Origin of the sequence: Butyrivibrio sp. LC3010 (genome assembly GCF_000424385.1) — a bacterium.
GTDB lineage: Bacteria > Bacillota > Clostridia > Lachnospirales > Lachnospiraceae > Butyrivibrio.
The window spans coordinates 20,657-37,617 of record NZ_AUJU01000004.1 but is presented as its reverse complement, the minus strand read 5'-3'; the positions used below and the strand labels follow the sequence as shown (position 1 = coordinate 37,617).

The 16,961-nt window shown below is 39.8% G+C and carries 10 protein-coding genes; 1 reads left to right on the top strand and 9 read right to left on the bottom strand.

Annotated elements, in window-relative coordinates:
* Positions 1–139 precede the first annotated feature (139 nt).
* The 9 genes from G622_RS0104235 to htpG all read right to left on the bottom strand — a co-directional run bounded on the left by G622_RS0104235 (position 140) and on the right by htpG (position 14,376).
* Positions 140–1,336, bottom strand: a complete 1,197-nt coding sequence (locus G622_RS0104235) for a hypothetical protein (RefSeq protein WP_026509660.1) — start codon at positions 1,334–1,336, stop codon at positions 140–142.
* Entirely contained in the window at positions 1,336–2,166 is an 831-nt protein-coding gene (locus G622_RS0104230) for a hypothetical protein (protein WP_026509659.1), read from the bottom strand. The genes G622_RS0104235 and G622_RS0104230 overlap by 1 nt, the downstream gene beginning before the upstream one ends.
* Positions 2,163–3,470, bottom strand: coding sequence for a DUF5716 family protein (locus tag G622_RS0104225; protein WP_026509658.1), 1,308 nt, complete (start codon positions 3,468–3,470; stop codon positions 2,163–2,165). Before G622_RS0104225 ends, G622_RS0104230 begins: the two co-directional genes overlap by 4 nt.
* A 2-nt stretch (positions 3,471–3,472) precedes the next feature.
* Entirely contained in the window at positions 3,473–7,054 is a 3,582-nt protein-coding gene (locus tag G622_RS0104220) for a DUF5717 family protein (protein ID WP_026509657.1), read from the bottom strand.
* Between the two features lie 94 nt (positions 7,055–7,148).
* A complete protein-coding gene (locus tag G622_RS0104215) occupies positions 7,149–8,366 on the bottom strand; it encodes an ABC transporter permease (protein ID WP_049945671.1) in 1,218 nt (405 codons plus the stop codon).
* A 4-nt stretch (positions 8,367–8,370) separates the two neighbouring features.
* Positions 8,371–9,582, bottom strand: a complete 1,212-nt coding sequence (locus tag G622_RS0104210) for an ABC transporter permease (RefSeq protein ID WP_026509655.1) — start codon at positions 9,580–9,582, stop codon at positions 8,371–8,373.
* Positions 9,583–9,593: 11 nt separating this feature from the next.
* Positions 9,594–11,195 (bottom strand): efflux RND transporter periplasmic adaptor subunit, encoded by a 1,602-nt coding sequence (locus G622_RS0104205; RefSeq protein WP_026509654.1) that lies wholly within the window; start codon positions 11,193–11,195, stop codon positions 9,594–9,596.
* A 36-nt stretch (positions 11,196–11,231) separates the two neighbouring features.
* Positions 11,232–11,930, bottom strand: a complete 699-nt coding sequence (locus G622_RS0104200) for an ABC transporter ATP-binding protein (protein WP_026509653.1) — start codon at positions 11,928–11,930, stop codon at positions 11,232–11,234.
* A gap of 307 nt (positions 11,931–12,237) precedes the next feature.
* Complete coding sequence (gene htpG / locus G622_RS0104195) at positions 12,238–14,376, bottom strand: molecular chaperone HtpG (protein WP_026509652.1); 2,139 nt, start codon at positions 14,374–14,376, stop codon at positions 12,238–12,240.
* Positions 14,377–14,869: 493 nt separating this feature from the next.
* Here htpG and G622_RS0104190 point away from each other — a divergent pair, with 493 nt between their 5' ends.
* A complete protein-coding gene (locus tag G622_RS0104190) occupies positions 14,870–16,918 on the top strand; it encodes a methyl-accepting chemotaxis protein (protein ID WP_026509651.1) in 2,049 nt (682 codons plus the stop codon).
* The last annotated feature ends 43 nt before the right edge of the window (positions 16,919–16,961 follow it).

Below are 16,961 nucleotides of genomic sequence, written 5' to 3'. Positions count from 1 at the left end.
CACTCTGATAAAAGAATGGTAAATATAATGTTGTTACACACTAATTTAACCAACAAAGTACATACTACAATAACTGATTTTCATTGGCAAGAAAAAAATTGCCGGCAATGCATATCTATGCACACTGCCGACAATTTCATCATGCTCCGGGATATCTCTGTTCAAACCGATCAACCATATCCAGAATTTCCTGCCTGTAAACCGGATATTGTTTTACCAGCTCCTCTATTTCATTCTTAGCATTTCCTGCAACCACATCTCTGTTATAATCCATCTGCTTTCTAAGCTGCTGACGCTGCTCGATAAGCTCGTGGCGTATTTCTACCTCTTCTCCGTGGTTCACAAGGGCTATTGCCTGATGTATCCAGACTTCAGGGTCCTTTATCCTATACTTTCTCAAAGTGAACACCAAAGCCCTCTGATTGATATCCAGCTGCTTTGTAGCTGCAGCATATCTTTCTCTTTCGGTCTTTTCCAGAAGATATTTCTCGTGAAGTGCTAATAGTTCCCTGGAATTGTTCACGTTATATTTCATGCACTCGTAATCTATCAGATTTTTACTGTTGATATAACGGATCTTTACCGTATTCTCAAGCTGAATAAGTCTGGCGGTTGTATTTAACACCACCTTTTTCTCTCTTCGCAGCTCATGAATTTTCTGATTAAGATAAAGAAAGGCAAGTGCCGCAATACATATTGCAACCATATATCCATAAATCACATTGAGCTTTAAGGCAAGCGATAAAATCGCAAGTCCCACGGTTATAACACCAAGTGAAACAGCCACTACCATCATAAGCTTTTGCATGTTATCGGATGTGGCTTCTATATCTGCCTTCCTGAAATCATAGGCCTGTCGCTCCTCGTCCAGGCGCTTTAAGTCATTCTTTACCTTTCTGTGATATTCCTCGGCTTCCTTAAGTGCCTCGGCTCCCTTTTTAATCTGTTTCTGCAGGCGGTCAGCTCTTTCAAATTCCTGATCCGTCATCCTGCTCTTTCTCTTATTAAATGTTTTTTGCTGAGCTTCACTGTCCAGAATTCTCTGAGCACACTGATTGACCTCTGCCCTGTTTTCAGGCGGCAGAGCATCTATTTCCTCCATGTCCCTTAAATGAGAAGTCACAACACGATACTCAAGCTGCAGGTTATCCATGTCCCTGCTCGCCTCAGCCATCTGCTGTAAACAGTTGGAAACATACTCATGTCTCTGAACCGGATCGTCCATGTCTATATTTCTTCTGGTATAGACAATGTCATTCCAGTTCTCCAGCTCATTCTGCTGATGACGTTCTTGATGATATGTACTTTTCTTCTTAAAAAGATCAAAGAACCCCATTATTCAACCAATCCCCGATACTCTTCCTTCATATCCGCTGTAATGCGTTCCACCTCATCGTAATACTCGCTCATCTTAGCCCCGGAGCGATATAATTCAAGACTACGCAGCTTTATGTTTGCACTGCTGGCATCATAAAGATCATTGGCCTCATCCATTCTCTGTTCAAGCTTTAGCGATAAATTGTGTGCTTCCTTGTGAGAGCCCACAAAAGAAACGTATTCCTTTTCATCCATAAGCATACGCTTTGCAGCAAGGAATCCCAGATATGACTCATCATCTCCGCCATCCTCGTATGCCTTCAGGAAAAACTCCGCCGCCCTTTCGTACATGAACAGATGAGCATACATAACTCCCTGATTATGTTCTATCTTGGCACGGGCTTTTTTATCCATCTCAGGCATATGCATCTGCAAATAGCCAAACTCTGCAAATGCCTGATGAAGATGCCCCTGTCTCATCAGATATTCTGCTCTGGACATTCTTTTTTCATAGATGTCCATGTCAGCGTTATTCTTTAATATCTCCTCAACAGAGCTTATCTCCTCCTTGGATGAATAGCCGACATATTCAAGTATAAGTCCTGCAAAAGCTGCAGCAGAACAATTATGGACAAGCATGCTTCTTAGCTCATCAGAAAGCTTTTGAAGCAAAAGCTCATCACCTATCCAGTCCACAAGATTCATATCAAAGAAATCTGTATCTATAAGAAATGCATTTTGCATTATGCAATAGCAAAGCTCTTCTATTGAATAAATCCTGCGGCCTATTTTTTCAAGATAATATGGTTTTAATGCGTACCTTCCGGTACAAAGTATAGGTCCACTCATACCGAAATCTCCTCGTCATAATACATATCTGAAGCTTCAAACAGCTCCCCAAAGCCCATGTCTTCAATATGTACATTTACTTTATTTGCAGAGCTCATGGATATCTTCATCCTTATTCTGGTTGCCCTGGGCGGCCGCTGGGGAAGATCCGTAAGCTCAATGGTGTGAGTATATCTGTCTCCTGCAGTAAGCGGTGTTATAACTATATTCACACTGTTTTCATCATCAAGGATCATATCCAGCTGTGTCCCTACATCAAACCAGTTTTCGCCTGCATCAAGAAGGGCGTGATAAACTTCCTGCCCCTGTTTTTTTACCATGATTCCAAGATTGGACTTAAGCTTTCCGCCATCAAGAAGTACATATTTTTCAGACCTCTCGCTGGCTCCTACCTTTTCTCTGGCAGCAATACTTGCACCCTTACTAAACAGATTGTTTCCCTGGAATACTCTTCTGGTTCTGCATAAAAACTCCAATGACTTGGACATCCACTGATCCCTGAAGCCGTCACCAAGAAGGAATACAGAGCTGACTATCCTGCCATCCATAGTATTCTTGGCAAATTCAAGGAATCTGGTATCAAGTCTTGTAACCTGCTCTGCACGCTCACTTGTATTATCTGAAAGTCTCCCCTCAGAGAGAGCCATTCCGTCGTATACACTCTTATCTATGGTTACTACTATAGGTTTGGTTCTGTGATTTAGCTTCATATCATATACAGTCATCTCTCCGAAGCTGTAATCACAGGCAATCACCGCATGGGTGAGAAGTTCATCAGGCTGGTAGAGCATATAATGATAAAGACTGTCTTCATAACTCTGATAAAATATATTCTTTACATGAAGAGACAACGCTCCCGTAACCTCTGACAAAACCTCTATCATTCTTGAATCCATGGTCTTTGTTGTAAATGCGATGGCATCTACCATATCCATGGACATTTCCATCGATAACAGTGAAAGAGTTCTTTTTACAAACAGTGTTAAAAGTGAAACCGGATCATAGCCAGTCCCGTCGACATCAACACGCTTACCAAGTCTTGCCTTTTCAATAAGGCCGTCAACCTTTACTCCTTCACCTGCTCCTACCTTAGATAATGCTTCTTTACCGTAAAACCACTGGTTAACTTCATTCCTCTTGCAAAGAACAGTAGGAATATTATAAGCCTCTGCACCTGCCAGTGTAGACAGTGTCTCCGGAAGATCCGAATCAGATGCAAGAAAGCTGATCTGCGAGACTTCCTCCCCCAGATCATATCCAAGCACATATCTTCTTGAATTTTTTGTTTTATTGAAAAATGACATAATCAAAGCATCCTAAAGAGTTTATTTGTAAGGAACCTTTTCCTGTAATACTCGGCAAGAAGTCTGTCCACTGTGTCATAATCCTGAAGAGTTTTTCCGATCATAATATCATTAATGATCGAATATCTTCCTGCAACAGTCTCCTGTACAATATCGTTCTTTGAAATGGTTCCGCTTTCAGTGAGTTTTCCTCCCCGACCGTTGTAGTTTTCCTCAGTTATGTAATACTGAATCTGCTCTCCGAAAAACAGGATAAACGAAGCATCATAGATTCCCTGATACATCTCCTGCATGGGCATTGTCTTATATTCCTCATATTCATCTTCACTGGAAATGTAATGAACAATGCAATTTGTTCCGGGTTCCGTGCGATACTCAATTATCGACTTGTCACAGAATCTCTGCATCTGCGGCAATTCATTCTGGTAGTGCATGAAGAATGAAAAATATATATCCTTATCAAGAAGGCTCTTTAAAAATGAACGGACAGTAGCCTGGTCAGGCTTTAAGTTTTCGTGATTTGCTTCTGTAAAAAATCTTAAATAAGCCATTTTGCAAACATCAAGAAGCGTACTTCCTTCTTTTGCAAGTATGCCTATTCTCTCAAATATATAACTGTCGGTCACCATATTCTCTACAAAATAATCATGAGATGATTTTGCGAGAAATGCCTTCTCAAGTTTGTCTCCTCCGCCACTTTTTGTTACATAACCTTTAAACAGCGCCGTCTTATCACCGATATGAGCACCTGTATACAATATCTGTACAAGCATCCTCTTAGACAGTTCAAAAGCATCTATTCCGGTGGAGTCAGCTGTTTTCCATAAATCCCTCATCTGCTTTATGGTTCCGTTATAGCAGCCTGCAAGGAAGGTTATCAGCTGATCATCATACTTAGACTGTGAAAATGCATACCAAGCGATCTTGGAATTATCCTCATTGCTTTCAAGAGCATCATTATCAAGAAGCCTTCCGCACAATCTCATAACAACTCTGGGATCAAGCTTGTAGGTCCCGAATCTGCTTACAAGATTATATGCTTTGGTGTAGTTCCCGGACATAACCATAAGTTCAAACATATTGGTCCTGTCTGTGGTGCCGAGCTTATCCATCTCCACTTCATCCATGTACTCTGAAAGCTGGCGCTCGAAATTATTATCATAATAAAAACGGATTAGACTTTCCCTGATCCTTCTTCTGCAGATTTCTCTTACCTGAGGATTATCTGCAAGATCTCTATATCTTCCCACATTTTCCATGGTGATGGTATAGGCACTCTTTTCAAGCTCACAAAGGAACAGGTCTATACTCTCAGGTCCCTTTTGAATATAAGGAACAACGTAAGAAGCAAGCTGTCCGACCAGCATAAGCTTTGCATTAATGAAGGGTATACCCTCAGCAAATCTATGGTCATCAACATCCGCAAGAAATACAGAGTAATCGCTTCCATAAAGAGGCACAAACGCTGAGCCGTTTACCAAAGGATACTCGACTTCTTCCTGGAGCTTATCATATACAACTATTACTTTGGTCATGCGAAGATTATCAGTCTTTATCTCATTACTGTAGAGAATGCGCATAACCTTATCGCAGTTGCTGGCATCAACCATCTGTCTTGTAAGAAGATTCTTGTATAAATATCCAAGGTCTTTGTTAATGCGGCCTCTGTCCAGCTGCTCAAGAAGATATTTTTCTATCTGCAGTCTGTAGGAGTCGTACAGGTCGGGATATTCATCCCTATGCTCATGAAGATATCTGTAAAGAATCGCATTTTTCTCATAATCAAGATCACTTTGATAAGAGAAAAACATCAGCACCATCTTGGATATATCACAGGGAAGCATTCCATCCTCATCAAGATAGATTGAAGCCATGTAATATTCATAAAGCCTTGTAATATGAAGCTCGTTTTCAACTCCCATAGCATACCAATGGAAGGCAGCTTTGTCAGTTCTGTTACCCTTTATAAGAAGTGAGCAAACAGCCTCAAGTGACTCATTGTCCTCTCTTAGCTTGTAGCACTCCATCAGGATTTTACAGAGTTTCTCGTTATAAGTCCTCTCCCTTGAACCAAGATATACCACCTGATCAATAAGAGGCGACTGCAATATACCTTTTTTGGCTCCATATTGTAATGTCTGAAGCTCAAATTCTCCCATTCTTGAAAGCATGGTAGGAGAATCTGTAAGTATATTCAGACTTTCTATAAAAAGAATAGGGCTTCTGCATCCATCTTTAAACTGCTGCTCCAAAAGCATCCATCTGCTTGACAGGCTTGATGAATACTCCTCTGAAATATACAAAAGGAGCCATGCAATACGCCAATTATCTGAATTTCTCGAAAAGATTCCTTCCATCATTCGGGAAACTTCATTTATAGAATACTCATCTCTTGTCACAAGGGTGGTCAGATACAGGTAATAACAGTAAAGGGTATCATTATCAGGATACTCTTCTTCAAGCACTGTCTTCATCTGATCAAGGATCCATTTTCCCTCAGTAACCCTTGAGGCAGTTATGAGATACTGTGCGGTATATAGTCTGAATGCCGGATCCTTAGGGTCTATGGCATTCATTTTGTTAACAAGTTTCCCACTCTCTGAAAGCCAGTCTCTTGAGCCGATTTTCTTGCTTCTAAAGCTCTCATAAGTCTTCACAAGCTCAACAATCAGCTTCTTTTTATCCATCTCAACTGTTGAAAGATGCTCTATGCCCAGGTTCACCCTAACTGTAACCGGAATTTTCACCTGAGTATATGGTGTCTGAAAAGTTATGGAACCAAAGTTATTCCCGTCATGGAGATGCTCAGTATTTATTCTGAATTTATAGAAACAGTTATTCCCTATAAAATCATTATCTGTTATGTCCTTGGAATCAGCATCCAGAAATTCTCCGTCAAAAACAACTTCAAGTCTCGTATAACCCCAGCCGTTTCTCGCTATCATAACCGTATGCTCAGAAACTGCAGCAGGATTATCAATAACTATCTCCGTGCGATCGGGAATATATGATATAGGTTGCTTCTTCTTAATGGAGATTAAGAATTCCTCCATGTTGGCTTCAGACATAGGTACAGCAGATAAGCCTCTGTAAAGGCTTTCATAACTGTCGTCATTCTCCTCAAAAACATCTATGAACTCATCAGAATAAAAGAGTTTTTTTGCTTCATCCCAATCAGTCTTGGCCAGATTCACAAAGTGGAACATATTGCGTATAGGTCCAAGGCTGGACATAACGTGACTTATCTCCACACTAACTACAAAGGGAAGCTGGTATTCTCCCTGATTTGATATTACATAAAACTCGCCCTTAATGGCATCACCTGCACTAAGACCTGTACCATCAAATCTGTAGCCCACTTCAAATTCATAGCCGGAAAAATTAGCTGTGATAACCTGCATACGAAGCTCAGAAGTCGACACTACCCCCTGTACTGCCTTGTCCTTAGGACCATAGATAATAAAGCTTCCCTCTGCTATCTCTCCGGGCTTAATACTAAGCTCAAGACGAGGCAGAGAAAAACTTAAAGTTCTTTCATTATTTTCAAATTGTCCATTTAATATGCTGTCAATAATACTATTCACGTAAAAGATTCCCCAAAGAGTACATATTCCAAAATATTATATCATAAAACAAAGCCGCTCGAACACGAGTGGCTTCATAAATATTTTACATTTTTTATTCCTGCCTGAGAGCTTCGATAGGATCCATCTTAGCTGCTTTTCTTGCAGGATAAATGCCAAAGAACAGTCCATCAGCAATAGATATGGTAACAACCATAAGCACATCCATAGGACTGATGACCGGCGGAAATGACATAAACAGCTGAACTATTCTGGTAAAGAGATATCCCATAAGTATTCCGATCATACCACCGATAAGTGTTATGACTGCCGACTCAGTCAAAAACTGAATCAAAATATAGGATGTCTTTGCTCCAAGAGATTTGCGTATTCCAATCTCCCTTGTTCTCTCAGTAACGGTAACAGTCATTATATTCATAACACCAATACCGCCAACAAGGAGGGAAATTGCTGCAATAAGGGCAACTACCAGTGTGACAATATTAAGAATATTGTTGTAGGCTCCTGCTATACTTGCGAAGGACTGGATCTGTACTGCGCCCTCACCTCTGACATCAATTAAATTCTCGGTAACGCTCTTTACCTTCAGTGCTGTTTCATCAGCAATTCCAGGTGATGTATATATTTTAAAGCTTGTTATCTTTTCACCGCTAAGTCCAAATCTGCCAGTCAATAATGTGTAAGGGACCTGGATTGTACACCAATTGTATGCCTGTTCTTTCTTCCTGACTGCCTCTCTGGCATTTTTGATGTCTTCTTCATCACTCCTTGTTACTCCCACTATTGAACATTCAGCACTTTTATTACCTATGTTAAGTTGAAAAGACTTATCAACTACTTCATCTGTATTAAAAAGCAAAATAGCATCTTCCTGGGAAATGACGCATACTGCAGCTCCCGACTCAACATCATCCTGTCTGAAGAATCTTCCGTCAAACATACCTTTTGTATTTTCCCTTGCAATATCCGGCAATCCCCCTGTGATACCCACTTCCAGCTGTTGCTTGTCAGTAACAGCTTCACCGTTCGCACTTATGGAATTTGTTATTCCAAGCATCTCAGGAACTACATCTCTTATCTTCTCAAGATCATCGATATTCAGATATCTGTCGGTTTTCTTAGGATCAAGATTTATGGTAACACCCCCGGATGACATTTCATCCAGTGAGGTATTTACATAGCTTTTCATACCGTTACCGATTGAAAGAATGGTTATAACCGATGCAATACCAATGATTATACCCAACATTGTAAGGAAGGTACGTCCTTTATTCTGTTTTATACTTGATATAGCACTTTTTAAATATTCCATTAAACTAATTCCTTGAAAGAGCATCTATAGGTTTTAACTTTGCAGCTTTTCTTGCAGGATAAATTCCAAAAAAGAGTCCGATCATAATTGAGAAAACTGCTGCGCCTGCCACAATAAAAGGATCTATTACAGGAGTTAATTTCAAAAAGACGCATCCAACATAGGCAACTCCGATGCCAAGTGTTATTCCTACAATTCCACCCATCAGTGAAATGATTGCAGACTCTGCAAGAAACTGCACCATTATAGCCTTAGTTCTGGCACCTATAGATTTTCTTATACCTATTTCTCTGGTTCTCTCAGTCACAGATACCAGCATGATATTCATGACTCCGATTCCGCCTACCAGCAGGGATATGGCGGCTACAAGGGACATGAAAGAAGTGATGGCACTCATTATGGAATCAACTGAAGATGATACATCTGCCATACTTACGTAATATACTGCATCCTGCCCTCTTAGTCCCAATCTGTTCTCAAGGAACTTGGTGGTACTTTTTACTATGCTTTCAGACTGGTCTGAATTCCAATATATCTCCATATTGCTAAACTCAGAAATATCCACCCCAAAAGACTTGGCATAGGTGGTAAGCGGCATATCTATCATGCAAAAATATCCCTCTAACTCCATCATCTGAGTTATCATTTCTGACCAGTTTTCTCTGATTCCTATAACCTCAAGTTCAACTGAAGATCCACCAACAGTAAGCTCCAGAGTTTTGCCGATAGCATCCTTCGTGCCAAAAAGATGTACTGCATCATTCTCCATCAGTACACATACCCTGGCACCCTGATCAACCTGATCATCCGAGAAATAACTACCTGTCTTAAGTTTAGTACCAGCAGAGTATTTATAAGATGCGCCGGCACCATTTATAAGTGCATCGAAAGCGCCCTTACGTCCGCTGGCAATTCCGAACTGTGTATCAGAAAAGGATGCTCCCAGAAGTCCGGGAAAGTTTTCCTTAACAGCACTTATATCTTCATCTGTAAAGCCTCTCTCTGCTATTGATCTGTCCAGATATATACCTGCAACATTACCGCCTATAGAACTGACTTCATTGGCTACGTAGGCTGACATTCCGTTTCCTATTGTAATTACAGCTATAACAGAGGCTATACCGATTATGATTCCCAGCATGGTAAGACCTGTACGCATCTTATTGCTGCGAATATTTTTAATTGCACTTTCTATGTATTCTAAAAATGTATCCATAGAACCTTCCGTTATTCTGCGCTGTTATTTTCTACTACACGGGTTCCGGCTGTAAGAGTTGTGGGATCAGTTGTAACAATAATGTCGCCCTCATTAAGACCCTCTGTGATTTCAGCTTCAGTTGTGGTTGAAAGACCGAGAGTAACTCCTTTTCTTACAAGCTCACCGTTCTCGATTTCAAAAACAAAGTCACCTTCTGAATCAGTTCCAATGTATTCGTAAGGAACTACTATAACGCCTGTGGCTTTATCCGTATGAATCTTATTGCCCGCCTCGACACCAAGAATAATGTCGCTGTCAGGATTGTTTATCTTTATCTTTGCATCTACAACAGGAACGCCACTGGCATTGTTCCTGGCAGTACCTGATATCTGTTTTACTTCACCTTCATAGGCTTTACCATTAACAGTAACATCAACCTTCTGACCTGTCTTAATCTTGCTGAGATCTGACTTTGATATCTGTATATCAACTCTTACATCATCAGTACTCTCGATAGTCATAACTTTTGTTCCGGGAGCAACTGTAGCACCTTCTGTTGCTGTAAGCTCTGTGATAACACCGGAAAAATCAGCCTTGATTCCACCAACAGCTTCCTCTATATCAGCAATAGCAGATGTACTTTCAAGCTCTGTAAGCTCTCTTTGTGCAGCAAGTGAACTCTTCTCACCTGATGTAAGCGCTGACATCTCTGCTGATGCCTGCTCGCTGAGATCAGCCTTCTCCTCATTCAATGCCGTTATCTGTTTGTTCCATTCACGAATCTCGGGATCATTCTGAAGCGCATACTGAACATCTGAAATTGCATCTGCAATCTCAAGTGCCATCTGGCTTTCGCCATCTTCAGTTCTTCTCTCATTTGGAGCATCATTTTTAAGTGCAGCATCATAGCCGTCTGATACCCTGTTCTGATCAACGTCCTGACTTACCTTCTGAAGATCTGTCAGTGTCTGATTCATTCTTGAGGTTTTCTCAGTAATCTTGTTATTGATATCATCTATCTGATGTGTGATTTCATCAAGTCGGTTATTGATATCATGGATGCTGTTTCCCTCAAGGACATCCGTTGCTTTTTTATTTTTCTCAAGGCTTCCGTTGTAGCTTCCGTTTGCCTGCTGAAGACTGAGCTCTGCTTTTTTCTTTGATTTCTCAAGTTCAGCTTCATCGTAGGAATAAATAACATCGCCCTTGTTTACCCTGTCACCTTCTGAAAGGCCGTTTATTCCGATGGGAGCACTAAGCTTTGCAAAATATGTCTTGATCTCATCTGATGCAACGTTACCACTAATTGATACGATAACCTCTATATCACCTTTTGTTACATTCTGAGTAGTAACAGGTGTTGGTGCATTACTTGTTTTTATATTCGAATAAACTATAAAAGCAATTAAGGCAACTACAAGCGCCAGCACGATGAATTTAATATAGCCTTTCTTCTTTTTAGGTTTATAGGTTAAATCAGATGAAAAATCAGTAGTGGTATCAGCAACTTCATTTGCTTTTTCTGCAGCAACCTCATTTGTTTTTTCCGCAACCGCTACATCTGACTTTTCAATTACGTTCTCCCCGGCATCTCCACTTTTTTCTCTTTTTTTCCAAGATAACAGATACATACTTACTCCTCACTATCATTATTGGTACTGATTTAGTTACAAAGTGAAATTCTCATTTATTTCGTCTTTGGCAATTTTGCCATCACTTATTGTTATGATACGCTTTGCCTGTTTTGCAATTCCGGGGTCGTGTGTAATCAGAATTACGGTTCGGCCCTCAGCATAAAGCCTCTTTATTATGGAAATGATTTCCTTACTGGATCCGCTGTCCAGATTACCTGTAGGCTCATCTGCAAGCAAAATAGGCGGTGCCTGGGCTATAGCTCTTGCTATCGCCACTCTCTGCTGCTGACCTCCTGAAAGCTCAGATGGCTTGTGAGTCATTCTCTTACCAAGTCCTACATGTTCAAGAGCCGCAATAGACAGCTCACGCCTTTTTCTCTTGTTTACACCTCTGTACATCAGCGGAAGCTCAACATTTTCAAGCGCCGTAAGAGACTGTATCAGATTAAAGCCCTGAAAAATAAAGCCTATCTCTCTGTTTCGTACATCTGACTGCTCATCATCACTCATATGGGAAACATCTATACCATGCAGATAATACTTCCCGCTGGTAGGTGTATCCAAGCATCCAAGCATATTCATAAGTGTGGATTTACCAGAACCTGACTGCCCGATAATGGCTACGAATTCCCCTTTGTCAATGTTAAGGCTCACATGATCGAGAGCCCTGACTTCATTCTCGCCGGGATTATAAACCTTACATATATCCCTTATTTCAACTAATGCCGGCATTACATCTCCTCTTAGATTCAGTACGCCACTACATAAATAACCGAATCAGGTTTGTGCATTTATCTGACAGCACGGTTAAAATAATAGCGTAGTCTGTTTGTAAATATAAAAGATACCTGTATACAATTTACTTTTGCATCCAAGACATCATCTTACTTAGTATATAACGATTTTTGAAAAAAATAACCTTCAAATTAAAAATAATTTTTATATGATATAGACAAACAGGTCGAAATCTACGCTGATTTCGGCCTGTTTTACACTAATAAAAATGTTATACGTATCTAACTAACTTTACATTTATTACTTATTTCGCAAGAAGCATCATAATGTCATTGCTTCTCTGAACAAATTTTGTCATTGACTCAGCGTCCAAAGGAGCATTCTGGATGCGGGCAAGGTCATAAAGCTGCTCACATATTGTATTAACATTATCGCCCTCTTTGTTTTCCATAACATATTTAACAAGAGGATGATTTGCATTAAGAATAAGTGTCTGTCCACCCATTCCAAGATCGCCCATCATCATTCCGTTTGCAGCATACATCTTCATCATATCCTGCATACGACGTGTTTCCTCAGATACTGTGAGCATTGAAGAAATCTTTTTATCTTTAAGTCTCTCAATCTTAACAACAAGCTGCTCATTTTTAAGAGCCTTTTTCATCTGCTCTCCGATATTCTTTTCGATTTCTTCAAATTCTTTCTCAGCCTTCTTAGATGTCTTACTCTTGAAGGTATCTGTGAGATCAGCATCAATTCTCTGGAATCTGATATCCTGGTTCTTAGACTCAAGCTGCTGAATGAAAGGTACATCGATATTGTGGTTAAGAATGAACGCATCCATCTTCTGAGCCTTAAACATATTGATGTACTGGCTCTGCTGCTGCTCGTCAGTTACATAGTAAATTGTACGGGGCTCTTTTTCCTTCTCAGCATCCTTTGAATCAGCATTATCTGATCCCTCTCCTGATACTGTGTTTCCGTTCTCATCAACTACTTCTGCCTCAACCTTGTTACCATTTTCATCCTTGGCTTCCTCAGCTGCTGCAGCTTCCTCTGCCTCCTTATTGATTTGAAGAGCATCGGGAAGTGTGAGGTATTTACCATCCAGATTCTTAAAGAGGATGTAATCATTCATCTTCTCACAGAACTTGTCATCCTTTAAGCAGCCATACTTGATGAAAGGAGAAATGTCTTCCCAGTATTTGTCGTAGTTCTCTTTATCTGTCTTGCAAAGACCTGCAAGCTTCTCTGCCACTTTCTTGGAAATGTAGTCAGAAATCTTTTTAACAAATCCATCATTCTGAAGTGCACTTCTTGAAACATTAAGAGGCAGATCAGGACAGTCAATTACTCCCTTAAGCAACATCAGATATTCAGGTATAACTTCCTTGATGTTATCAGCAATAAATACCTGGTTATTGTAGAGCTTGATAACACCCTCTGCGGATTCAAATTCCATATTAATCTTAGGGAAGTAAAGAATTCCCTTAAGGTTGAAAGGATAATCCATATTGAGGTGAATCCAGAACAGAGGCTCCTTGTAGTCACGGAATACCTTTCTGTAGAATTCCTTGTATTCCTCATCTGTGCAATCCTTAGGTGTCTTAGCCCAAAGCGGATGTGTGTCATTAAGAAGCTGAGGTCTTCTCCGAATCTTAAGCTTTCTCTCCTCTTCCTTCTTTTCCTCTGAAGCCTCGCCATCCTTCTCAGAATCAGATTTAGCTTCTTCTTTTTTCTCAGGCTCAATAACTTCGATTACAACATCGTCATCTCTCTTCTCTGATTCCTTGATGGTCTCTGTGCCTTCCTCATTTTCTCTTGAAAGATAAATCTCATAAGGCATGAATGAGCAGTATTTCTCAATTACTTCACGAGCCTTGTATTCGTTGCAGAATTCAAGGCAATCATCTGAAAGATGAAGTGTGATGGTTGTACCGATTTCCCTCTTGTCACCGTCTGACATCTCAAAATCAGAACCGCCATCGCAGGTCCAATGTACTGATGCGGCATCTGACTTATATGAAAGTGTATCGATATCTACATAGTCAGATACCATGAATGTGGAATAGAAGCCAAGACCAAAGTGACCGATAATCTGATCAGCATTAGCTTTATCTTTATACTTGTTAAGGAAATCTGTTGCACCTGAAAAAGCTACCTGGTTGATATATTCCTCAACCTCGTCAGCTGTCATACCAATACCATTATCAATAATTTTGATAGTCTTTTCCTTATCATTAAGAACGATATCTACACGAGGTTTGAAGCCATCAGGAAGTGTATACTCTCCCATCATATCCATTTTACGGATCTTAGTGATAGCATCACAGGCATTAGATACCACTTCTCTGTAAAAGATATCATGATCCGAATATAACCATTTCTTGATTATAGGGAACATGTTCTCAGAATTAATTGAAAGATTACCTCTTTTTTCCATATTTACTGCCTCCAAATAATCGCGGAAGTCTTGGATAATTTATACCGCGTTTTTCTCATTTGTATGTGGTTAACCTCAACAGGTTCAACATCCCGTATTCATAAGGTTCTTAAGAAATATACTGCAAACAGCATCTCCTATAACCACTACCACAGGATACCCACAAATATGAGTTTAAGACTCGCCGAACTAAAAGTCAATAAAAAATTAGCACTCATCAATTTTGAGTGCTAACAAAAGACAACATCACAATTCACTGATGAACTAAATTCATGGCGTAAAATCATATAGTAAATAATGATTAAATAATTATGAATATGCTTAGTTTTCTATAAACTCCATTTAAGTATCTGATATTTCGTTTATAATTATGTATTAAGAATAAACATCAGAGTCTTTATAGCAAACATACCGGATTCATGGTTCAAGAACTTTTCGAATTCAGTTGTACTATAGCATTTGCTCTGTAAATCGTCAGTGTAGGAGGTTTAAAATGGCTAAGGAAACCAATAATACGAATGCAGGAATACAAGTTAAAGGAGCAAAAGTAAAAAGAAGTATCAGTACCACACTTCTTTTATGCCTTATGCCGATTATCGTTGTAGGCATTGTTGCTATTATATTATTCTTAACATTTAGTGCCAGAAATACCATAACTGAAATAACACTTATGGATTTGGCGGCTGAGACTAAAGCCAATGCCAACGAACTTGGTACACCCTTTAATATGCTTACTTCTAAATTTGGTCAATATTGTGATACTTTGGAGCAGGTTCCCTTCGAGGATCATGATTCCATGCTTAAATACATTGAACCTACTGCCAGATATGATTCTATAAAAAATTCCGGACTCTACATCGGATTTTCCGATGATAGCTATATTTTCGCAAACCATTCTGAGCGTGATGCTTCATGGAAGCCAACAGAACGTGACTGGTACAAGGCAGGTCTTGGAAATGAATCCTTTGTCGCAACAGATCCTTATGTTGATGCTTTAGAAAACGCCCTCTGCGTATCCTTCGTTCGACAAAATGATTTTTCCAGTGGTGAAGTTGGTGTTTGCGCAGTAGATGTTTTCCTCAGTGACCTTCAAAAAACCGTGTCTGAATTTTCTCCTATGAAAGCTGGTTCTTCAATAGTCATAGATAATGATTATCTGATATCTTTCTTTGATCCTTCATTAAATGGCGCAAAGATTGCAGATCAAAACAATCCTTATCTCAATGAATTACAATCCTATGTAAAAAGTGGTTCTCATGAACCAGTTACAATATATGACAGTAATTCAGCTACTAACTATTATGTATGTGCTTATCCTATTGAGGGCACTCCATGGACTCTTATTTCATCAATAAGTGTTTCTGCAGTTCAGGCATCTGCAAACAGATTTACGACTTTTGCCATGCTTGCCATGATAATACTAATCGCCATTATAGTTTTGGTAATACTCTTTACCATAAACAGAGTAATAACAAAACCCGTAACCGGACTTTCAAACAGTATCACAAAGATTTCTGCCGGCGATTTCACTACAAAAATGCCTGCAGACAAAGGTGATGAAATCGGTCTTATCAGCAGAGAAATGGATAATTATGTCCATATAATGAATAATACTATTAATTCTATCCAAAATAAGGCTGAACAACTAAAGTCAGACTCCTCTTCCTCAAGGGATGCCTCAGAGAAAATGTCTGAAGGCGCAAATGAGCAATCAATCTCCATGGGTCAGATTCAGACCACAATGGATGACATTGCCAATGCTGTCAGTGAACTGGCAAATAACGCAACGCAGCTTGCAGGTGCAGTTGCAGATCTTACTGACAGCGGAACAAAGGCCAATGACATAATGCTTGAACTGGTTAATCAGGCAAATATCGGTCAGCGTGATATGAACACAGTCCAGTCGAATATGGACAACATCACCTCTTCCATGAATGAAATGAATGAAGTTGTTACCACTGTCGGTGAATCCGCAGAAAAGATAACTGAAATTGTAGAGATGATAGAATCCATTTCCGAGCAGACAAATCTTCTTTCTCTTAATGCCAGCATAGAAGCTGCCAGAGCCGGAGAAGCCGGAAAAGGATTTGCGGTTGTTGCTGATGAAATAGGAAAACTGGCCCAAAACAGCCAGGATTCAACCAAGGAAATAAGCAGTATTATTTCTGACATTACTCAGCTGATCCAAAATCTTGCTGAGAAATCTCAGAATAATATGGATGCGATAAACGAAAACAGCGAAGCAGTTGCAAAGGCTGGTGACAGCTTTAATAAGATATACCAGGATCTTAATACAACAGCAGACACAATGAACGATATGATCAAAATGATGGGCAATGTCAACGATATTGCTTCCAGCGTTGCTGCTATATCTGAAGAGCAGTCAGCAAGTTCAGAAGAAGTTACGGCAACAGTTACTTCCCTCGCTCAGAGTGCACAGGAAATTGCATCTGAATCCAAGGGTGTTGAAGATGCTGCTAATTCCGTATCCGATTCTGCATTATCAATTAACGATGAGCTGAGTAAATTCATTATAAAGTAAAAAATCTCACTCCTTTCTTATAAATCATTAGCCACAAAAGAGC